This window comes from Kineosporia corallincola (genome assembly GCF_018499875.1).
Classification (GTDB): Bacteria; Actinomycetota; Actinomycetes; order Actinomycetales; family Kineosporiaceae; genus Kineosporia; species Kineosporia corallincola.
Map to the genome: position 1 here is coordinate 406,502 of NZ_JAHBAY010000001.1, position 20,920 is coordinate 427,421.

The following is a 20,920-nucleotide window of genomic DNA, read 5'->3' on the forward strand; positions in this document are numbered from 1 at the left end:
GCGGGACGGGGGCACGGGGCTGAAGTTCGTACCCGGACGGTCACCGTCACGCCGCTGGAACCGGCGGGTCGATCGCCCCAGACGCCTCAGTCCCCCTAGTCCCCCGAGGATCCACGGATGTCCACCATCACCGGCCACTCGGAGCTCGACGCCGAGCCTTCCGGCGACAGTGCCTCTACCGGTAGGCGCGGCGACCGCATCTTCGGCGGTCTGGCCACCGGCTCCGGCATCTTCGTCATCGTCCTGGTCATCGCGGTCGCCGCCTTCCTGGTCAGCCAGGCCGTGCCGGCACTGCTCGACAACAAGGCGAACTTCCTGTTCGACCGGGTCTGGGTGGTGACGGACAGCGGCCTCGAGTTCGGCATCCCCGACCTGCTGTACGTCACCGTCATCTCGGCCGTCATCGCGATGGTCGTCGCGGTCCCGATCGCGGTGCTCGTGGCGCTCTTCCTCACCCAGTACGCGCCCCCGCGTCTGGCCGCCCCGTTCGGCTACCTGGTCGACCTGCTGGCCGCCGTGCCCTCGATCGTCTACGGCCTGTGGGGTCTGCTGGTCTTCGGCCCGAAGGTGAAGCCGATCGAGGAGTGGATGGCCACGTACTTCGGCTGGACCCAGCTCTTCGACGGCCCGGTCTCCTCGGGTGCGATCTTCGTGGCCTGTCTCGTACTGGCGATCATGATCCTGCCGATCGTCACGGCCATCTCCCGCGAGGTCTTCGCCCAGACGCCGTCCACCCACAAGGAGGGTGCGCTGGCCCTCGGGGCGACCCGCTGGGAGATGATCCGCACCGCGGTCCTGCCGTTCGGCACCCCCGGCGTGATCTCCGCCGCCATGCTGGGCCTGGGCCGCGCGCTGGGTGAGACCGTGGCCGTGATGATCATCGTCAGCACCAACCCCGGTCTGTTCCGGTTCTCGGTGTTCTCCGGCGGTGAGACCTTCGCCTCCAAGATCGCCAACAGCGCCAGCGAGTTCGGCACGGCGCAGAAGGCCGGTGCCTACATCGCGGCCGGACTGGTGCTGTTCATCCTCACCTTCCTGGTCAACGCCGCGGCCCGGATCATCATCGAGCGCAGGAAGGCCTTCTCCGAGTGAGCACGCTGACGCAGGACACCGTGTCCCCCGCCCCGCCCTCGCCGATCGACAAGCCGAGCACCATGCGGGCGGTCAAGGACAAGCTCGCCACCGTCGCGGTCTACACCGCGTTCGGGATCGCCCTGGTGCCGCTGATCTGGATCCTCTACACGGTGGTCAGCAAGGGCGCCGGGCTGCTGTTCGACGCCCAGTGGTGGACCAACTCGCAGCGCGGCATCACCGCGCGGGTCGAGGGCGGTGGCGCCTACCACGCGATCATGGGAACGCTGATCCAGGCCGCCATCACCGCGGCCATCGCCGTGCCGATCGGCGTGCTCACCGCCGTCTACCTGGTCGAGTACGGCCGCGGAAAGCTGGCCCGGGCGGTCAGTTTCACGGTGGACATCCTCACCGGCATCCCGTCCATCGTGGCCGCGCTGTTCATCTACACGCTCTGGGTCACCTACCTGAACCTCGAGCGGGTCGCCTTCGCGGTCTGCCTGGCGCTCGTGCTGCTGATGATCCCGGTGGTGGTGCGCTCCACCGAGGAGATGCTGAAGCTCGTGCCGAACGAGCTGCGCGAGGCCTCGTACGCGCTGGGTGTGCCCAAGTGGAAGACGATCTTCAAGATCGTGCTGCCGACCGCGTTCAGCGGCATCCTCACCGGCGTGCTGCTCGGCCTGGCCCGGGTCATGGGTGAGACCGCCCCGCTGCTGATCCTGGGCCCGCCGTCCAAGGCCATCAACATGAACCCGTTCGAGGGCTTCATGGCGGCGCTGCCGACGATGATCAACTCGGAGCGCGACCAGTCGCTCCAGCCCGCTGTCGACCGGATCTGGGCCGCCGCGCTGACGCTGATCGTGCTGATCATGCTGCTCAACGTCGCCGGCCGGGTGATCGCCCGCTTCAACAAGGTCAGCCGCTAGGCCCTTCGTCCATCATTCATCCCCGGGCCGGAGAGGCCCGGACAGCAAGGGAGTGCACCGATGGCCCAGCGCATCGATGTCAAAGACCTGAACGTCTACTACAGCGCCTTCAAGGCCGTCGAGGGCGTCTCGATGTCGGTCGAGCCTCGCACGGTCACCGCTTTCATCGGCCCGTCCGGCTGTGGCAAGTCCACGTTCCTGCGCACGCTCAACCGCATGCACGAGGTGATCCCGGGCGGCCGGGTCGAGGGCAGCGTGCTGCTCAACGGCCGCGACCTGTACGACAAGAACGTCGACCCGGTGGCCGTGCGCCGCACCGTGGGCATGGTGTTCCAGCGGCCGAACCCGTTCCCGACCATGTCGATCTTCGACAATGTGGCGGCCGGCCTGCGCCTCAACGGCGAGAAGAAGAAAAAGGTCCTCGAGGAGCGGGTGGAGAAGTCGCTGCGCGGCGCCAACCTGTGGAACGAGGTCAAGGACCGGCTGGCCAAGCCGGGCGCCGGGCTGTCCGGCGGTCAGCAGCAGCGTCTGTGCATCGCCCGCGCGATCGCCGTGCAGCCGCAGGTGCTGCTGATGGACGAGCCCTGCTCGGCGCTCGACCCGATCTCGACGATGGCGGTCGAGGACCTGATCAACGAGCTGAAGACCGACTACACGATCGTGATCGTGACCCACAACATGCAGCAGGCCGCCCGGGTCAGCGACCGTACGGCCTTCTTCAACCTGGCGGCCACCGGCAAGCCGGGTCGCCTGATCGAGATCAACGACACCGACAAGATCTTCAGCAACCCGACCGAGAAGGCCACCGAGGACTACATCTCCGGCCGCTTCGGCTGACCGTCGCTCCACGGCCCGCGGCGCTCAGCCGTCGGCGCACCAGCGACGAACCAGAGGACGGCGCCTGCCCGTGAGGGGCCCGGCGCCGTCCTTTTGCGCGCTCGTGATCCGGATGACAACAGGGGACGACGACGAGGCCGTGACAGGCCCATCGACGTCCCCTGTTCTGTTGTGCCGACTGACCCGCACAGGCGACCTGAACAGCGACTCTTCCGCACCCCCAGGTACGGCAGCAGTACGGCAACGGTACGGTGTCAGTACCGGTCTGATTCGCCCGTATTGGCCCTGATTTCTATTCGACACTTGTCGAACAGTGGAACCGCCCGGCTTTATGTGGCCAATGTCAGTTCGTATCTGGGCAATAACACCCTGTCGTCGGATCGACTATGACTCCACGTATCTAAATGACTCCAATGAGCCATTGAAACGAAGTTGCATGTGATCGAAATGTCAGCTTTGACCTCGAAAAACACTGGTAGTTAAGGGTTCCTGACCCAGAGTGCATGGATTTCGGGCCTTGCAGTGACGGCGTGTAGCCTTTACCTTGCTACAACAAATACTGCATTCGCACCCTGCTGCGCCCCTTCGAATGGTATTTATCCATCTGAAGCTAGAACTCTGCTCGGCGCCCCTAATTCGTCGCATCAGAGTCGATGCGTTTTGCTTCAGTAACGTCGTTGATGCCGTTCCGGAGAGTGGAGTAGCGCAGATGGCGAGGGAAGACCTCAGTGAGTAGCGATCTGATCGGACGGCGCCGCATCATGCAGCAGCGTCTTGACCGCGTCAGAGACCTCGAGCTCGCCATGCATGAACAGGTCGAGATCATCGCCACCCGGGCCGGGAAAACGGTTGAGCAGCTCGACTTCGACGGTTCCTTCCGGGCCTCGCTCGCGGCGCTGGCCACCCTCGCGGCCCGTCGGCCCACCTTCGACGTCGTCCTCAGCCTCCCGGGCGCGCCCGCCGGTGTGCGGGTCCAGATGCTGCACGACGAGGTCAAGGTCGACGTGGTCGACCTCGAGAGCGAGCCCGCCGCAGTGGTGATCACCTCCGCGGCCCCGCCCGGGTCGCTGGCGAACGGCCGGTCCGGCTCGATGGGCTCGATGGCCGGCTCGATGGCGGCCCCCCGCGCCGGAACGATGTCCGGCCCGCGGCCCGCCACCGTGACCCAGGCTGCGCCGGTGCGCTCCGAGACGCTCTCGGCGGTCTCCGAACAGCGGTCGCAGAACCGGCCCGACCTCCGGCCGGAGGTGCGTCCCGAGCTTCGCCCCGACCCCCGGGACGAGGTCCGCGCCGACAGCCGCCCGCAGATCCGGGCCGAGGTCGTCGACGACGACCTGGAACCCTCCGAACTGGTCGCCTCCGACCTGGCGGCCCTGCTCTGGGAGGGCCTGGCCGATCCGAACGACGGGCGGGCCTGAGAACCCGTCCTCTCCCCAGCTCCCCGCTGATCCCTCTCCCGTCCCCCGCCCGGTGTCACCACCGGGCACACCGGCAACGCCCTACCGCGCGCACGGCCGCGCCACAGGAGTAGTTCATCGATGAAGATCGCACAGAAGCTCGGCCTCCTGGTCGGTGCGCTCCTGGCGGCGGTACTGACCACGGGCCTGATCCTGTCGAGCCAGCTGGCCTCGACCTCCAAGGAGTACCAGGACCTCATCGACGGCAACATCCAGCAGCGTGAAGCGTCACGCACGATGCTGGTGGCCTTCGGTCAGCAGGTCACGGCCTTCCAGCAGATCCTGCTCCAGGCCCGTACCGCCGACGACTACGCCCGCCTGAAGGCGGAGTACGAGGAGCAGGCCAAGACCGTCGACAGCCTCAACGACGAGCTGCTGAAGAACGTCACGGCCGAGGACCCCCGGCTGAAGACGATGCTGGAGCAGTTCCAGACCTCGCACAGCGCCGTCGGCAGCCAGTACACCGCTGCCCTGGCCGCTTTCGAGGACTCGAACTACGAGGACATCGCCGGTGTGAGCGCCTCGGTCGAGGGGCTGGAAGAGTTCCCGAACGACCTGGTGAACATCATCGCCGACTACCGGACCAGGTCGGCCGAGGAACTGATCGCCAGCCAGAACGCGACCGCCTCCGACCGGCTCCGGCTGATCATCATCGGTGGTGTGCTGCTGCTCCTGCTGGCCACCGCCGCCGCCGTGATCGTGGTGCGGGGCATCACCCGCCCCGTCCGCTCGCTCACCAACGCCGCCCTGACGGTCGCCAACGAGCGCATGCCCCGCGTGGTCTCGGAGATCTCGACGATGGCCGGTGACGCCGAGCCGCCGAGCTTGCCGCGGTTCCAGGTCACCACCAAGGACGAGCTGTCCACCCTGGCGAGTGCTCTCACCACCCTCCAGAACAGCGCCGTCGACCTGGCCCTCGAACAGCGGCGCAACGAGCTGGCCAACGCCGAGACCCTGGTCAACCTGGGCCGCCGTAACCAGAGCCTGATGACTCGTATGCTCGGTTACGTCACCGAGCTGGAGCGCGACGAGAGCAACCCGGCCTCGCTGGACAAGCTGTTCCGTCTCGACCACCTCACCACCCGCATCCGGCGGAACGCCGAATCGCTGCTGGTGCTCGCCGGTGCCAAGCAGACCCGTACCTGGTCGCACCCGATCGCGATGCAGGACGTGCTCCGCGCGGCCCTGTCCGAGATCGAGGAGTACAACCGGGTCACGGTGCACCACATGGACCACGCCAAGGTGTCCGGGTCGGTCGCGGCCGACCTCACGCACATGCTGGCCGAGCTGCTGGAGAACGCCACCCGGTTCTCGCCGCGCGAGCGCCAGGTGCAGGTGGTCGGCCGGCTGATCCCGAGCGGCTACCAGTTCGACGTGATCGACGCCGGTCTGGGCATGACGGCCGAGGAACTGTCCGAGGCCAACGAGCGGATCGCCGAGGCCGGCCAGCGGCGCCCGGACGCGAAGGTGCTGGGCCTGCACGTGGTCGGCCGGATCGCCTCGCGCCGCGACATGCTGGTCTACCTGCTGCCCTCCGACCAGGTCGGCCTGACCGCCCAGGTGCTGGTGCCGGCCGCCGTGATCAGCGACGCGAAGCTGCCGACCGGGTTCGACCAGGTCACCGAGGTCCCGATGCTGAGCTCGCCGAAGAAGCCCGAGCCGGCGCAGGTCTCGTCGTCCGCACCGGCCCTGGCCCCGACGCCGCGCCGCAACCCCGGCAGTACGCCGAACCGGCCGATGCCCCAGCCCGCGCAGAGGGAGGCGGTTCAGCCCTTTCCGGCGGGGCCGTCGGCGGGCCAGATGCCGCAGCTGACACCCGGCAACCAGGGCCGGGCGATCGAGCCGGCCGCCCAGGCCTCCGCCCCGGCCCGACGGGTGCGTGGTGCTCAGCTGGGTGACCTGGGTATCGACAACAACGACTCGGCCCCCCGGGTCGACCCGAACGCCACCCGGTCGCAGCTGTCCTCGTTCCAGTCCGGCAACGCGGCGGCCCGGCAGTCCGGCAACGGCACCGCCCCGGGTTCCCCGGCCACGCCGGGGAACGGTGCCCCGCGCAGGGAGTCCGGACCGCTGGTCGCGCTGCCCAGCGGTGCCACTCCCCAGCCGACCACCCCGTGGCCGCTGAACCAGCAGAACCAGCCGCTGAACCGGCGTACGCCGCAGCAGAACCTGCCCCAGAACTTGCAGCAGAACCCGCAGCAGAGCGCACCGAACGCGCCGAGCCAGCAGTCCCCGGGCCCGGTGCGCCGGGTGCGGGGAGCACAACTCGGGGAACTCGGCGCCCTGGACTCCGACCAGAGCGCCGGCCCCGTCGATCCGAACCGCGTGAGGTCACAGATGTCTTCTCTTCAGTCCGGCGTGGCGGCAGCCCGCCGGGGAACCGGGGCGATCGGCCAGCCCCAGGCGGGCGGCCCGGCGGCCCCGTCCGGTGATCGCTCGCAGAACCCGCCCACCACGCCGGTCCGCCGGGTCCGCGGAGCGCAGCTCGGCGAACTCGACACGGGCACGGGCGGAGCGTTCCGAGGCCTGCCCCGCGACGCCGCCGGCATCGGCCGGCAGCTGTCGAACCTCCAGGCCGCGACGACCCGGGCCACCCAGGAGACCGGCCGGATCCACGCCACCGACGACGAAACGATGGAGAGCAACTGATGAGCCCGAACGGATACGGCGCGACAGCGATGCTGAGCCCCGCCGCCCAGAACGTGAGCTGGATGCTCGACAACTTCGTCCAGGAGGTGGCGGGGGTCGAGCAGATCATCGGGGTTTCCTCCGACGGCCTGCTGATGGCGATGTCGGTGCGGATGGACCGCGGTGACGCCGACAAGCTGGGTGCCACGGTCTCCGGCCTGACCACCCTGGCGCAGAGCTCCAGCCGCCTGCTGAACAAGGGCGGCCTGACCCAGGTGATCATCGAGTACTCCGGTGGTTACCTGCTCTGCTCGATGATCAACGGCCGGGCCTGCCTCGGTGTGGTCACCTCGGCGCAGTGCGACCTGGGCCTGATCGGCTACGAGACCGCGATGCTGGTCGAGCGGGTCGGCGCGCTGCTGACGCCCGAGCTGATCACCGAGCTCAAGGCGAACCTGGCGCTGTGAGCGGCGACGGGTTCGAGGAGGAGAGCTTCGGCCGCCCGTTCCTCGGACGGGTGATCAAGGCCGCCGAGGCCGAGAACAGCTACAACGCCGCGGTGGTGGACGAGACGCCCGGTGGGCACAACCGTCCCTACCTGATCACCGGTGGCCGTACCGGTGGTGGTGCCGCGGGCATCGGCATCGAGACGCTGCTGGTGCGTGACCCGTCCGCCTCACCGCGCGGTGACTGGTCGGCCGAGATGGTGATGATCCTGCGCGCCTGTGAGCGCCCGGTCGCCTGTGCCGAGGTCTCGGCCCGGATCGGCCTGCCGATCGGCGTGGTCCAGGTGCTCGCCGGTGACCTGGTCGGCCTGGGCGCCCTCCAGCGTTCCGCGACGTCCAAGTCGCTGGCCGACGACGTAGCTTTCATCGAGAGGTTGATTCACGGTGTCTCTGCACTCTGAGGTCGGGCCGGGTGCCCCGGCCGGTGCGAAGCGGCCGCCGATCCCGGTCAAGATCCTGATCTCCGGCGGTTTCGGCGTGGGCAAGACCACCACGGTCGGCGCCCTGTCCGAGATCGACCCGCTGAGCACCGAGGCGCCGATGACGTCGGCGTCGGTCGGCATCGACGACGCGGGTACCGGCAGCCAGAAGACGACCACCACGGTCGCCATGGACTTCGGCCGGGTCACGATCGACGACAGCATCATCCTCTACATGTTCGGCACGCCCGGTCAGGACCGGTTCGGCTTCATGTGGAACGACCTGGCCGACGGCGCCCTCGGCGGCGTCGTGCTGGTCGACCCGAGCCGGCTGGAGGACTGCTTCGTCGCCCTCGACTACTTCGAGAGCATCAAGCTGCCCTACGTGGTCGCGGTGAACCAGTTCGCCGGCCGCGCCGTGCTGACCCTCGACCAGGTGCGTCACGCGGTGAACGTCGACAACGACGTGCCCGTGGTGGCGGTCGACGCCCGTGACCGCGAGCAGGTCAAGGCCGTGGTGCTGACCCTGCTGCGCAAGATCCTTGCGCGGGCGAAAGCCCGCGGCCGTGGCTAGGACCGGAGGAAAGCACGTGCGCAAGATCCTCGCCGGCCTGGCGGCCGCGGGTATGGCCATGGTGCTGTCGGGCTGCGGCGGCGACGCGGCGGCCTCGGACAGCGTGTACGCCAACGAGGGTGCCACGGTGGGCATCTCGATGCCGAACAAGACCTCCAGCCGGTGGACGGACGACGGCACCAGCATGGCGCAGCAGTTCAAGGCCATGGGCTACAAGGTCGAGATCAACTACGCCAACGACACCTCGGAGCAGCAGGCCGAGCAGATCAAGGCGATGGTCGACAACGACGACCAGCTGCTGGTGATCGCGGCCGTCGACGGTGGCGCCCTGGGTGACGTGCTGGCCCAGGCCGCGGCCAAGGACATCCCGGTGATCGCCTACGACCGTCTGCTGACCGACACCACCGACGTCGGCTACCAGGCCACGTTCGACAACGAGCGGGTCGGGGTGCTCCAGGGCCAGTACATCGTCAGCCAGCTGGGGCTGGACTCCGGCCAGGACGGCCCGTTCAACGTGGAGCTGTTCGCCGGTTCGCCCACCGACGCCAACGCGAACTCGTTCTACAAGGGCTCGATGAGCGTGCTGCGCAAGTACATCAACAGCGGCAAGATCGTGGTGCGCAGCAACCAGACCCAGTTCAAGGCGATCACCACCGACCTGTACAGCGGTGACATCGCCAAGGAACGGATGTCCAAGATCCTCAAGGCCAACTACACCGGTGGCGAGAAGGTGGACGCCGTGCTGTCGCCCTACGACGGTATGACGATCGGCATCATCGACGCGCTCAAGGCGGCCGGTTACGGCACCAACTACAAACCGCTGCCGATCACCACCGGGCAGGACTCCGAAATCCCCTCGGTCAAGTCGATCATCAACAACGAGCAGTCCGAGACGATCTTCAAGGACACCCGTGAGCTGGCCAAGGTGGCTGTGCAGCAGGGCAACGCGCTGCTGACCGGGGCCGACCCGATCATCAACGACACCACCACGTTCGACAACGGCAAGAAGGTCGTGCCGACCTACCTGCTGTACCCGGTCGAGGTGGTCCGGACGAACTACCAGACGCTGCTGGTCGACAGCGGATACATCACCAAGGCCGACCTGGCCGCCTGACGGCGGCCGCCCGAGGGCGTCCCGTGCGTGATCACGCGCGGGACGCCCTCTTTCATTTCTGCCCCGGCACCTCGCCGCGGAACCGCTCCACCCCGACGATACGGCCGGACGCGGCGACATGGGTCACCAGCGCCTCGCCGGTGCCCAGCCAGGGATTGGCCGCGGGCAGGCCGGCCAGCGCCTGCGGAGTGCAGGCCGGGGCCAGGGCGGCCATCACGGTCTCCAGCACCGGCCGGTGGGTGCAGACCAGTGATCCGCCGAATCCCTCGGGTGCGTCGAGAACCGTTCGCAGCAGCCGGGTCACCCGGTCCGGGTCGTTGCGCAGGCCCTGCTCCGACAGCAGCGGCAGTATCTCCAGCCCGGCGTCCGGATCGGGCCGGCTGCGCAGGTAGGGCCTCAGCGTCAGCATGCAGCGGGCCCAGGGCGAGGTGAGCAGGTGCTCCGGGGCCCAGACGGCGAGCAGGCCGGGCAGCGCGTTCGCCTGGGACCGGCCGACCGAGGTCAGCGGGCGGTCCCCCTCCGTGCCGGGCCAGTGCGCCCGGGACCGGGCCTTGGCGTGCCGCAGCACGATCAGCGGCCGGGTGCGCAGGGTTCCGGCGGCGGCGTGCTCCAGCAGGGCCTCCAGGGGCGGCAGGTCGCTCTCCCGGGTCAGCCGGGCCCGGGCCTCGCGCACCGGCAGCCAGGCCGCCTCGGCGATCTCCTCGGCCCTCGCGGCCGGCCCGGGCGCCGTGGCCGCAGACCCGCTCACCGGCTCGGGCGACAGCCCGCCCACCAGCTTGCCCGGGGTGCCGGCCCAGTAGTGCACGGTCTTGTCCCGGCCGTCGGGCAGCCGGTAGCCGACCGACGGCAACGGCAGCCCGAGCGCCGGGCGCACCCCGGTCTCCTCGGTGACCTCGCGCACGGCGCACTCGGGCAGGGTCTCGCCCGGTGCCACCTTGCCCTTGGGCCACGACCAGTCACCCCACCGGGCGCTGCGCACCAGCAGCACCTCGATCCGAGACGGGTCGGAAGTAGAGCCGGGCCGCCAGCACAGTGCCCCGGCGGCGACCACGGGGGGCCGGGGATCGGGGGCCCGCGTCGCCCGGACAGCCCGGCGAGGTGCGTGGCCGGCCTTCTTTTTCCCGGGCTTCCTGGTCTTGCCTGCCTTCGCCGGACGGTGCGACGAGCGGGCGGGACGGCGGCTCACCCCGCGACTATCGCAGATGGTCAGAGGCACGTCGCGCCGAGCCCTGGGTGCACCGGTACACCCCTGTGCGGCACCGGAATACCGTGATGATGCGGGCGGATTCACACCCTCAGAACGTCACTCAACATGCCCTTAATGACCATTTGACAGCGTGGGACACTACTCTGTCGGCCGTGCGTAGGATCGGGACCGGAGCGGTCATGCTGTCTGCCGGCGTCGTCATCGGTGCCGTGGTCAGTGGTGGCCTCTCGTCCGGGGCGGGCTCCACGGCGTCAGCGGCGTCCCCGGCCCCATCGGCATCGCCCACCCCCACCGGCACCGCCTCGACCACTCCGGAGGCCACCGGCAGCGGCACGGTGGCCGACCAGAGCGGCACCGGCACCGGCACGGCCGAGGGCACCCCGGGCGTCACCGTCACGCGCAGCTACAGCGCGGCCGACCTCGCCGCGGCGGCCGACGCCGCGGCCCGCGCCACCTCCACCTACAGCGCGGCCGAGGGCAGCTCCGTCGGCTTCCAGGGCCAGACCCTGCCCGACCTCACCGTCGTCCCCCCGACCCGCACCGACGGCGCGCTGAAACTCACCGTGGGGCTGGGCGACTCGATCACCTACCGCACCGGTTCCTGGTTCCGCCGGGTCTGCGGCGCGGGCGTGATCTACTCCTGCCGCGACGCCGGTGTGCGCGGCGACACCACCACCGGCATGCTGGAGCGGCTCCAGACCGACGTGCTCGACCTGGAGCCCGACGCGGTCACGATCATGGCCGGCACCAACGACATGCTCTACGGCTACAGCACGGTGAAGAGCATGCGGAACATCGACGAGCTGGTCACCCGGGTGCAGGCATCCGGGGCCACCGTGGTGCTCTGCACGATCTCCCCGCGCAACGCCACGCCCAAGCAGGCCCTGGCGCTGAACGTGGCCATCCGCAAGTACGCGAAGAACCACAAGGTCGCCCTTCTCGACGTGTACCCGCTGCTCGGCAACGCGAACGGCACGTTCAAGAAGGGCCTGACCAACGACGGCGTGCACCCCAACGTCAAGGGCATGAAGCTGATGGCCGACCTGGCCGAGCGCAAGCTGCCCAGGCTCATCGGGGCAAGCTGAGAACCCGCTCTCAGGAACGCGGTTCGCCGAACGGCACGCGCTCGTCGAAGCGCTGGGAGACCCGCCCGGCGCCGCGCCACAGCCGCGCCACGTAGTCGGTGTCCTCTTCCAGCACCAGGTTTCCCATCACCCGCAACGCGACCGTCATCAGGTGGCTGGAGCGCATGCCGACCGGACCGCCGTAGCGCAGCACGCCGGGAACGGTCAGCAGGGTGGCCAGGCGCCGGGCCACCGAGAACGCCGCGCCGTAGTGCTCGCGCAGGGTGGCGGGCCAGGCCACGTTGAGATCGGCGTGGCTGCGCCCGGTTCCGCGGCCGGTGCCGGCACCCGCCGCGAACAGCTCGGCCACCAGCCGGCCGGTCTCCAGGCCGTAGTCGATGCCCTCACCGTTCAGCGGGTTCACACAGCCCGCCGCGTCGCCGATCAGCGCCCAGTTCGGCCCGGCCACACCGCTGACCGCGCCACCCATCGGCAGCATGGCCGAGCGCACCCCGCGCGGCTCGCCCTCCAGCTGCCAGTCGTCGCGGCGCAGGTCGGCGTAGATCTTGATCAGGTCTTTGAGATGCACGTCGGCGGGCCGCTTCTCGGTGGCCAGGGCGCCCACCCCGATGTTCACCTCGCCGTCGCCGAGCGGGAACACCCAGCCGTAGCCGGGCAGCAACTCGTTCTGCGTGCCGCGCAGTTCCAGGTGCGAGGTGATCCATTCGTCGGTGCTGCGGCCGGACTTCACGTAGGCCCGTGCCGCCACGCCGAAAGCCGTGTCCTGGTGCCATTCCCGGCCGAGCACCCGGCCCAGCTGCGAGCGGTAGCCGTCGGCCACCACCAGGCGGCGGCAGCTGATGGTGAAGTTCGGCTGGTCCTTGGCCCCGGCGAACACCACACCGATCACCCGGTCGCCGTCGCGCAGAACGTCGACCGCCCGGGCGTTCTCGACCCCGCGCGCCCCGGAGGCCAGGGCCTCCTCGCGGATCCGGGTGTCGAGCGTGGTGCGCGGCACGGCCGAGCCCCGGCCCGGCAGCGAACCGCCCGGCCAGGGCAGGTACAGCTCCTGCCCGAACCCGCAGGCGCGCAGGCCGCGGTTGCTCGGGTAGGCCGACAGCCAGTCGCTCAGCCCCAGCCGGTCCAGCTCGGCGATCGCGCGGGGCGTCAGGCCGTCGCCGCAGGCCTTGTCACGGGGGAAGGTCTCCTTGTCGGCCAGCACCACGTTCAGGCCGGACCGCGCAGCCCAGGCCGCCGCGGCCGAACCCGCGGGGCCGGCCCCGACGACGAGCAGATCGGTGGACGTCGGCACCTGGTCAGTCATGGCACCAGTGTGCCCCAGCCCGGCGGTGATCCGGCACCGGCCCCGCGACTTCCGGAAAGATGAGACACGCCAGGGCCTTCGGGCCCGGCAGTGCCGGGCCCGAGGTCCTCGTCGTCCTCAATTTCAGCGACGGCGCCCCGAGCGCTTCGGCGGCCGGCTGGCGATGATGTAGGCCTGGAGATCACGCAGAGGCTGGCCCTCGGCGTCGAGGTGGTGCCGGGTCCACGCCCCGTCGCCGTCCAGGTGCCACGACGCGGTCCCCGGATCCATCGTGATGTTGAGCAGTTCCTCCAGCTCGGCGATGTCGCGCGGGTCGCGCAGCCGCAGCATCGCCTCCACCCGGCGGTCCAGGTTGCGGTGCATCATGTCGGCACTGCCGATGTAGACCACCGGCTCACCGCCGCCGGCGAACCAGAACACCCGGGAGTGCTCCAGGAACCGGCCCAGCACGCTGCGCACCCGGATGTTCTCGCTGAGCCCGGGCACCCCCGGCCGGATCGCGCAGATGCCACGCACCATCACGTCCACGTCGACCCCGGCCTGCGAGGCCCGGTACAGCGCGTCGATGATCACCTCGTCGACGATCGAGTTGACCTTGACCTTCACCCCGGCCGGGCGGCCCGCCTCGTGGTTGGCGATCTCCCGCTCGATCCGGTCGACCAGCCCGGTGCGCAGCGAGCGCGGGGCCACCAGCAGACGCCGGTAGGCGGTCTTCGGGGCGTAGCCGGACAGCTGGTTGAACAGTCGCGACAGGTCTTCGCCCACCTGCGGGTCGCAGGTCAGCATGCCCAGGTCCTCGTACAGGCGGGCGGTTTTCGGGTTGTAGTTGCCGGTGCCGACGTGGCAGTACCGCTTCAGCCCGTCGGCCTCCTGGCGCACCACCAGGCTGAGTTTGGCGTGCGTCTTCAGCCCGACGATGCCGTAGACCACGTGCACGCCGGCCTGCTCCAGCTTGCGGGCCCAGGAGATGTTGGCCTGCTCGTCGAAGCGGGCCTTGATCTCGACCACGGCCAGCACCTGCTTGCCGGCCTCGGCGGCGTCGATCAGCGCGTCGACGATCGGGGAGTCGCCCGAGGTGCGGTACAGCGTCTGCTTGATCGCCAGCACGTGCGGGTCGTCGGCGGCCTGCTCCAGGAAGGTCTGCACCGTGGTGGAGAACGAGTCGTAGGGGTGCTGGAGCAGGATGTCGCGGCGCTTGATCGCGTCGAACACGTTGGTCGGCTTGGAGCTCTCCACCTCGGACAGCAGCCGCGGCGTGGCCGCGACGAACTTCGGGTAGTGCATCTCCGGCCGGTCCAGGTCGGCCACCAGGTTCAGGCCGCGCAGGTCGAGCGGTTCCGGCAGCGGGAACACCTCGGACTCGCTGACCCCCAGCTCACGCACCAGCAGCGCGCGCATGTGCGGGCCGATGTCCTCGGCCACCTCCAGCCGCACCGGCGGGCCGAAACGCCGCCGCAGCAGCTCCTTCTCGAGTGCCTTCAGCAGGTTCTCGGCGTCGTCCTCCTCCACCTCCAGGTCTTCCTGGCGGGTGACCCGGAAGGTGTGGTGCTCCAGCACCTCCATGCCCGGGAAGAGCTGGTCGAGGTGGCTGGCGATGATGTCTTCCAGCGGCACGAACCGGGCGCGGGGCAGCTCGTCGCCCTCGTCCGGAGTGCCCTCGGCCTCGTCGTCGGCGTCCACGTTGACCAGGCGCGGCAGCAGCGGCGGCACCTTGACCCGGGCGAACATCTCCTTCTCGGTGACCGGGTTGCGCAGCACCACGGCCAGGTTCAGCGAGAGCCCGGAGATGTAGGGGAACGGGTGGGCCGGGTCGACCGCCAGCGGCGTCAGCACCGGGAACGCCTGCTCGCGGAAGAACTTGTGCAGCCTGGCCTGCTCGTCCTCGGCCAGCTGGTCCCAGCGCACGATGGTGATGTTGGCGTCGGCCAGGGCCGGGGCGATCTCGGCGGCGAACACCTTGGCGTGCACGGCCTGCATCTCGTGCGCCCGGGCGCGGATCCGGCTCAGCAGGTCACGCGGCTCCAGCCCGCTGGCCGCCCGCACCGCCAGCCCGGTCGCGATCCGCCGCTTCAGCCCGGCCACCCGCACCATGAAGAACTCGTCCAGGTTGCTGGCGAAGATCGCCAGGAACCGGGTGCGCTCCAGCAGCGGCAGGTCGGGGTCGCGGGCCAGCTCGAGCACCCGCTCGTTGAACGCCAGCCAGGACAGCTCACGGTCGAGGAACCGGCGCACCTGCGGCTGTTCCACCTCGCGGATCATCGCGCTCAGCCGGTCCTGGGTGTCTTGCGCGGCGGCGACCAGGGCGGTGGGGTGGTCGGAAGTCACGTCGTCCTTGCTGGCCACCACCTCGAGGGTGGTCACCGGTTCGTCGGGGGTCACCAGGGCGTCGGGCAAACTGCTGGTGGACGACGAGTAGCCCGCTCCCTCGTCGCCCGGGTTCCGGGAGTCGGCGGTCGTGCCGGTCGCCGGGGAACCGGTTGTCGTGGTCGCCGTGGTCACGGGACCAGCCGGTGTCCCGGCGGCCCAGCCTTCAGCCACGGGTGTCTTGTCAGCGGGTGCCTTGTCGACCGGCGCCTTGCTGTCCGATGCTTTGTCGGCTGGTGCCTTGCGTGCTGGTGCCTTACGCGCGGGGGCCTTGCCGTCCGGGGCCTTGTCGACTGGTGCCATGCTGTTCGGTGCCCTACCAGCGGAGGCCTTACGGGCCGGTGCCTGACGGGCTGGTGCCTTGCGGGCGGCCGAAGCGCGGGTAGTGGCCTTCTTCGCCGGAGCCGCCGGAGCCGCCGAAGTCTCTGAAGCTGCCGAAGTTTCCGTAGCCGTCAGGGCCCTCTCGGCCGTCAGGGCCCTCTCGGCCGCTAGGGCCCTCTCAGCTGCCAATGCCCTCTCCGCTGCCAAGGCCCTCTCCGCCGCCAAGGCCCTCTCAGCTGCCAAGGTCCCCTCAGCCGCCGAAGTCTTCGCAGCCGTGGGAGCCGCCGAAGCCTCCGGACTGCCGGTGTTCTCCGCACTTTCGCCCGCGGTTCGCCCCCTGGACACCGAGGCGGACGCGTTCCCGGCGGCCACGCCGGACCCGGACCGCGTGCGCTTGCTGGCGGCGGGCCGCGCCGTGCCAGTGCCACCGGCCGCCCCCGCGACCGGTGCGCTCTTGCGGGCCGGGCGCTTGCGAGCCTGGGCCGGGGCGGGGGCCGACGGCGCCTCCTGCACCGGCACCGACTCGGCCGCCGTGGTGGCATTCCGCCTGCCGGACACGCGTTTCCGGGGTGCGGCCGGCTCCGCCGGCGACGTGGAGGTGGTGGACGACGCGGTCTTCCGGGTGCTCGCGGCAGCGGCGGACGCCCCCTTGCGGGGCCGAGCCTGGCTGCTGGACGCGCTGGACTTCCGGGTGGCCGCCGGGGAGGGGGAGGGGCCCGCCGAGCTGGTCATGTCCGCCATGCTCTCACTGTCCTGGTCTCGCGCTCGATGTCCTGCTCGTTGCGATCACGTGCGACCTCACGATCGAGAACCCAAACCCACGGGGTAGTTCGGTGCCGCCGCGCGACGACTTCAGCGCCGCCTCAGATTGCGGCCGCATCGGAGTAGGGGCCCTCGTGCACCACGTCGACGGCGAACCGCTCGAATCCCAGCCGGTGGTACACCTTCAGCGCCGGGGCGTTGTCGGCCTCCACGTAGAGCAGCACGGTGTCCAGCCCGAGCCCGGCCAGGTGCCGCAGCCCGGCCAGGGTCAGCGCCGTGCCCAGCCCGCCACCGTGCCGGTCCGGGTCCACCCCGACGGCGTACACCTCGCCCGCCCCGTCCGGGTGCACCTTGGTCCAGTGGAAGCCGATCATCCGCCCGTCCGCCTCGGCCACGAAGAAGCCGGCCGGGTCGAACCACGACTCGGCCTTGCGGGCGTCCAGGTCGGCCTGCGTCATCCGGCCCTGCTCCGGGTGCCAGCTGAAGGCCTTCGCGTTGACCCGCAGCCATTCCGCGTCGTCGGCGCCGGGCCGGAACGTGCGCAGCGTGACCCCGTCCGGCACCACCGGCTGGGGCAGGTCGCCGGGTGCCACACCCTCCAGCGGGCGGCGCAGCTGCTGGAGCTCCCGCACCAGGCGGAAACCCAGCCGGGCCCCGAGGGCGCGGGCGCCGGGATGATCGCCGTGCGACCAGACACGGGCGAGCTCACCGTCGTCCACCATTTTTGCCAGGAGAGCCCGGCCGAGCCCCTGACGCCGGTGGCCGGGCGCGATCACCGCCTCGCCGTCCACCACCGCCCTGGAGCCCACGGACTCCGGGGAGCGCTCGGCGTAGGCGTAACCGACGACTGCCCCGGAGTTGTCGCGCACCAGCAGGTGCCGGCCCGCCGGGGCGGCGGAACCGAAGGTCAGCAGCACGTGCTCGGAGACCGGGGCGACCCGGTCGGCGGCGGTCGCCGCCTCCAGAACGGCCCGGACCTCCTGGGCGTCGGACTCGGAGAGCTGGTCGAGGACGTCGATCTTCACGCTGTGGGTCACCGTTCGCAGCCTATGTCGGCCGTGACACCGGTGGAACTACGCGTCGACCGTCTCTTCCACGCCGACCCGCTCGCGGCCGGGCGGCACGAACCGGTAGCCGACGTTGCGCACGGTGCCGATCAGCGCGTCGTGCTCGGGGCCGAGCTTGGCCCGCAGCCGCCGCACGTGCACGTCGACCGTGCGGGTGCCACCGAAGTAGTCGTAGCCCCAGACCTCTTGCAGCAGCTGGGCGCGGGTGAACACCCGGCCCGGGTGCTGGGCGAGGAACTTGAGCAGCTCGAACTCCTTGTAGGTGAGGTCGAGCGCGCGACCGCGGACCCGGGCGCTGTAGGTGACCTCGTCGACGATCAGGTCACCGGCGCGGATCTCCGGGGTGTCGTCGGACTGCTGGGCCTCGGCCAGGCGGCTGCGGCCCGCGGCCAGCCGGAGCCGGGCCTCGACCTCGGCCGGGCCGGCCGAGTCGAGCAGCACGTCGTCGGCGCCCCAGTCGGCGACGACGGCGGCCATGCCACCCTCGGTGAGCACGAGCAGCAGCGGGGAGGACAGGCCGGTGGTGCGCAGAAGACGGCAGAGCGAACGGGCACCGGCCAGGTCACGACGGCCGTCGACGATCACGGCGTCGGCCGGCGGCGCGTCCACCAGGACGGCGGCCTCGGCCGGCAGAACCCGGATCTGGTGCGGCAGCAGGCCGAGCGCGGGCAGCACCTCGGCGGACGGGGCGAGGGCATTCGTCAGCAGTAGGAGTGAAGCCATCTGGTAAGACCTCCGCGTCGTCCGACCGTGCAGGTGGCGAGCCCCCGTGTTGCCGCGTCATTGCGGAGTACAACCCGCTCAGCGTATGTGACGAGACGTTGTTGTCACAGGGGTTACCCGCGATTTGTCGCCACGCAACGTCACAGATGAATCACGTAAGCGCGGGTCTGAACGTAAACGTGACCTCACTGGAACGTTTCCGGGGGGTGTCGGTAGTGAATCCGGTTCGGTGGCGATTCGCCAAGACCCGTGGCATGTGACTATCGCGGCATCTCCGGCTGCTGTCCGTGCGGCGAAAGCTGCCCGGACGGACGTTCCGGGCCGGGAGGCCGTCCGGCCATCTGTAAGGATGCGACCGTGACCGCCCCGCTTCCCGCCGGCCTCGCCCTCGTGGCGACAGCCGTCCTCGCCGTGGCCGGTTATGCCGGAGGCTGGATGATCGCGGCTGCCGCCGGGCTCTGTGTGCTGGCCCTCGCCGTCGGCTGGAGCGACCTGCTCCAGCTGCCCGACCGGGCCGGCACGGCCGTGCTGGTGCTGCTGCTCGGGGCCGGTGGGCTGGTGGCCGGGGCCGTCGCGGTCTCCCCGCAGGTCGACCTGGAACAGCCGCTCTCGGTCTTCTCCGGCGTGATGGCGATGGCCGTGCTCAGCACCTTCGCGCACGAGCTGGTGCGCCGGGACGGGCGCCACGATCTGGTCGAATCGGTGACCGGCACGCTCTCCGGCCAGTTCGTCGCGGTGCTCGCGGCCGGCTGGGTGCTGGTCGGCAACACCTCGGCCGGCTCCTCCGCGGTGGTGATCGCGGCCGTCGGCACGGCGGCCGCCCGGCTCGCGCTCACCCTGCCGCTGGCGCCGTCGGTGCTCACCTGGGTCGCCATCGGCACCGGGCTGGTGTCGGCGGTGGTCGCGTCGTTCGTCGTCGGGGGGATCACGCCGGTCACCGCCGCCGCGGTCGGCGTCTCGGTGTCGGGCGTCGGTATCGCCGTGGACCGGTTGGTGGACGCCGAGGGGCTGATGACCGGCCTGGCTCTCGCCACCCTGGCCCGCGCCGCCGCCCCGGTGGCCGCCGCGGGCACGGCCGCCTACGCCATCTTCCGCATCGGCATCGGGTAGCACCTGTTTCGGAATTCCATGCCTGGCTGCGACACGCCCTAGTACACGAGCGCCTGGGCGCCCTCACGCAGGACTCGTTCCACGTAGGTCGCCGCCCCGGCCACCGCGATCCCGGGGATCAGATCACCCGGCGTGATCGACCGCCGGGCCGCGGACTGCGTGCACACGGTCACGGTGCCGAGCTCCAGCAGCAGCCCGATCAGCTCGGGCAGCGGGGTCGCGTGCTCCAGCACCAGCCCGGCCGCCCGGCCGGGCAGGGCCAGCCAGGCCGCCTCGCCGCTCAGCCACAGGTCCACCGGCACCCCGGCGGCCACCGCGGCGGCCGCCACGGTGAAGGCCTGGTTGCAGCGTTCCGGCTCGTCGAGCCCGGCGGTCACCTCGATGACAAGAGCGTCGGCCATGGCGGGACGCTACCTCCCGGCCGAGCGCATACGATTCCGGCGTGGCGTTCCAACTAGACACCGACCTGCCCACCCCGCTCGCGCCCCTGGCCTGGCTGATCGGCCGTTGGGAGGGAGCCGGCGTGATCGGCTACCCGACCATGGAAGAGGCCCAGTTCGGCCAGGAGATCGAGTTCTCGCACGACGGTCGGCCGTTCCTGTCGTACACCTCGCGCATGTGGCGCCTCGACGCCGAGGGCAACCAGGTCGAGCCGCTCGCCACCGAGACCGGATACTGGCGTCCGGTCGAGACCGCGGAGGGCACCGACGGCACTGATCTCGAGGTGCTGATCGTGCACCCGACCGGCATCGCCGAGGTCTACCTGGGCGCGGTGAGCGGCCCGCGCATCGACCTCCAGACCGACCTGGTGGCGCGCACCTCCACGGCCAAGGAGTACACCGCGGCCACCCGGCTCTACGGCCTGGTCGAGAGCGACCTGCTGTGGGCGCTCGACATGGCGGCCGAGGGGCAGCCGCTCCAGTCCCACGCGTCGGCCCGGCTGAAGCGGGTCTGAGGCGATGGCCCAGGTGACCGCCCAGGCGCTCGACCAGGCCCTGCGGGAGCGTGGCCTGCGGGCCACGCCGCAGCGCAGGTCGGTGTTGCGTGCGGTCACCGAGCTGGGCCACGCCACTCCGGAGGAGGTCTGCGACTTCGTGCAGACCGAGTCCGCGGAGGCCGGCTCGGTCAACCTCTCCACGGTCTACCGGGCGCTGGAGCTGATGGAGAAGATCGGCGTGGTCAGCCACACCCATCTCACCCACGGCTCACCGACCTACCAGGTGGCCAGCCACGTCAACCATCTGCACCTGGTCTGCCGGGGCTGCGGCTCGATCACCGAGGCGGACCTCGAACTGGCCCACCCGCTGGCCGAGGCGGTGCGGCACAGCTCGGGTTTCGAGACCGACCTGGCCCACCTGTCGTTGCACGGCCTGTGCGGCGGCTGCCGGGACGGCGAGCGGGACGAGGCCCGGGGCGGCACCCGGGAACAGGAGCGCTGACCGGTGC

The 20,920-nt window shown here is 70.4% G+C and carries 20 protein-coding genes; 14 read left to right on the top strand and 6 right to left on the bottom strand.

Going from position 1 to position 20,920, the window contains the following annotated elements; translation table 11 throughout:
- Positions 1–117: 117 nt before the first annotated feature.
- The 9 genes from pstC (at position 118) to KIH74_RS01815 (ending at position 9,532) form a co-directional block, all read left to right on the top strand.
- Positions 118–1,092, top strand: a complete 975-nt coding sequence (gene pstC, locus KIH74_RS01775; RefSeq protein ID WP_214153719.1) for a phosphate ABC transporter permease subunit PstC — start codon at positions 118–120, stop codon at positions 1,090–1,092.
- Positions 1,089–1,997, top strand: a complete 909-nt coding sequence (gene pstA / locus KIH74_RS01780; protein ID WP_308113502.1) for a phosphate ABC transporter permease PstA — start codon at positions 1,089–1,091, stop codon at positions 1,995–1,997. Before pstC ends, pstA begins: the two co-directional genes overlap by 4 nt.
- Before the next feature lie 60 nt (positions 1,998–2,057).
- Complete coding sequence (gene pstB, locus KIH74_RS01785) at positions 2,058–2,834, top strand: phosphate ABC transporter ATP-binding protein PstB (RefSeq protein WP_214153720.1); 777 nt, start codon at positions 2,058–2,060, stop codon at positions 2,832–2,834.
- Between the two features lie 728 nt (positions 2,835–3,562).
- Positions 3,563–4,252 (top strand): hypothetical protein, encoded by a 690-nt coding sequence (locus tag KIH74_RS01790; protein ID WP_214153721.1) that lies wholly within the window; start codon positions 3,563–3,565, stop codon positions 4,250–4,252.
- Positions 4,253–4,372: 120 nt separating this feature from the next.
- Entirely contained in the window at positions 4,373–6,940 is a 2,568-nt protein-coding gene (locus tag KIH74_RS01795; protein WP_214153722.1) for an ATP-binding protein, read from the top strand.
- The gene (locus tag KIH74_RS01800) at positions 6,940–7,386 is read left to right on the top strand and encodes a roadblock/LC7 domain-containing protein (RefSeq protein WP_214153724.1); all 447 of its coding nucleotides are present in this window, start codon (positions 6,940–6,942) and stop codon (positions 7,384–7,386) included. The genes KIH74_RS01795 and KIH74_RS01800 overlap by 1 nt, the downstream gene beginning before the upstream one ends.
- A complete protein-coding gene (locus KIH74_RS01805) occupies positions 7,383–7,826 on the top strand; it encodes a DUF742 domain-containing protein (protein ID WP_214153726.1) in 444 nt (147 codons plus the stop codon). Before KIH74_RS01800 ends, KIH74_RS01805 begins: the two co-directional genes overlap by 4 nt.
- Positions 7,810–8,418: a GTP-binding protein gene (locus KIH74_RS01810; RefSeq protein ID WP_214153728.1), complete on the top strand. Its 609-nt coding sequence runs from the start codon at positions 7,810–7,812 to the stop codon at positions 8,416–8,418. The genes KIH74_RS01805 and KIH74_RS01810 overlap by 17 nt, the downstream gene beginning before the upstream one ends.
- Before the next feature lie 16 nt (positions 8,419–8,434).
- On the top strand, positions 8,435–9,532 hold the full coding sequence (locus tag KIH74_RS01815; protein WP_308113503.1) for a substrate-binding domain-containing protein: 1,098 nt from the start codon (positions 8,435–8,437) through the stop codon (positions 9,530–9,532).
- Positions 9,533–9,584: 52 nt separating this feature from the next.
- On the opposite strand, the gene KIH74_RS01820 is transcribed toward KIH74_RS01815, so the two are convergent.
- Entirely contained in the window at positions 9,585–10,823 is a 1,239-nt protein-coding gene (locus tag KIH74_RS01820; protein WP_308113504.1) for an NUDIX hydrolase, read from the bottom strand.
- 68 nt (positions 10,824–10,891) lie between these two features.
- Between KIH74_RS01820 and KIH74_RS01825 the strand changes: the two genes are divergently transcribed.
- Positions 10,892–11,824, top strand: a complete 933-nt coding sequence (locus tag KIH74_RS01825; protein WP_214153731.1) for an SGNH/GDSL hydrolase family protein — start codon at positions 10,892–10,894, stop codon at positions 11,822–11,824.
- Positions 11,825–11,834: 10 nt separating this feature from the next.
- Here the strand turns inward: KIH74_RS01825 and KIH74_RS01830 are convergent, their stop codons facing one another.
- Together KIH74_RS01830 and KIH74_RS01835 are read right to left on the bottom strand one after the other, a co-directional pair.
- Positions 11,835–13,127, bottom strand: coding sequence for a geranylgeranyl reductase family protein (locus KIH74_RS01830; RefSeq protein ID WP_214153733.1), 1,293 nt, complete (start codon positions 13,125–13,127; stop codon positions 11,835–11,837).
- A 123-nt stretch (positions 13,128–13,250) separates the two neighbouring features.
- Positions 13,251–15,506, bottom strand: a complete 2,256-nt coding sequence (locus KIH74_RS01835) for an RNA degradosome polyphosphate kinase (protein ID WP_443669978.1) — start codon at positions 15,504–15,506, stop codon at positions 13,251–13,253.
- Positions 15,507–16,086: 580 nt separating this feature from the next.
- On the opposite strand from KIH74_RS01835, the gene KIH74_RS01840 reads away from it, so the two are divergent.
- Complete coding sequence (locus tag KIH74_RS01840; RefSeq protein WP_214153736.1) at positions 16,087–16,641, top strand: hypothetical protein; 555 nt, start codon at positions 16,087–16,089, stop codon at positions 16,639–16,641.
- A 34-nt stretch (positions 16,642–16,675) separates the two neighbouring features.
- Here KIH74_RS01840 and mshD read toward each other — a convergent pair whose 3' ends face one another.
- Positions 16,676–17,611: a mycothiol synthase gene (gene mshD, locus KIH74_RS01845; protein WP_214153738.1), complete on the bottom strand. Its 936-nt coding sequence runs from the start codon at positions 17,609–17,611 to the stop codon at positions 16,676–16,678.
- Positions 17,612–17,647: 36 nt separating this feature from the next.
- Positions 17,648–18,364: a winged helix-turn-helix transcriptional regulator gene (locus KIH74_RS01850; protein ID WP_214153740.1), complete on the bottom strand. Its 717-nt coding sequence runs from the start codon at positions 18,362–18,364 to the stop codon at positions 17,648–17,650.
- Between the two features lie 357 nt (positions 18,365–18,721).
- Here KIH74_RS01850 and KIH74_RS01855 point away from each other — a divergent pair, with 357 nt between their 5' ends.
- Positions 18,722–19,474, top strand: a complete 753-nt coding sequence (locus KIH74_RS01855) for a hypothetical protein (RefSeq protein ID WP_214153742.1) — start codon at positions 18,722–18,724, stop codon at positions 19,472–19,474.
- 38 nt (positions 19,475–19,512) lie between these two features.
- Here KIH74_RS01855 and KIH74_RS01860 read toward each other — a convergent pair whose 3' ends face one another.
- Positions 19,513–19,875, bottom strand: a complete 363-nt coding sequence (locus KIH74_RS01860; protein ID WP_214153744.1) for a DsrE family protein — start codon at positions 19,873–19,875, stop codon at positions 19,513–19,515.
- 41 nt (positions 19,876–19,916) lie between these two features.
- Between KIH74_RS01860 and KIH74_RS01865 the strand changes: the two genes are divergently transcribed.
- Complete coding sequence (locus KIH74_RS01865) at positions 19,917–20,429, top strand: heme-binding beta-barrel domain-containing protein (RefSeq protein ID WP_214153745.1); 513 nt, start codon at positions 19,917–19,919, stop codon at positions 20,427–20,429.
- A gap of 4 nt (positions 20,430–20,433) precedes the next feature.
- Positions 20,434–20,913: a Fur family transcriptional regulator gene (locus tag KIH74_RS01870; protein ID WP_214153747.1), complete on the top strand. Its 480-nt coding sequence runs from the start codon at positions 20,434–20,436 to the stop codon at positions 20,911–20,913.
- Positions 20,914–20,920: the final 7 nt, after the last annotated feature.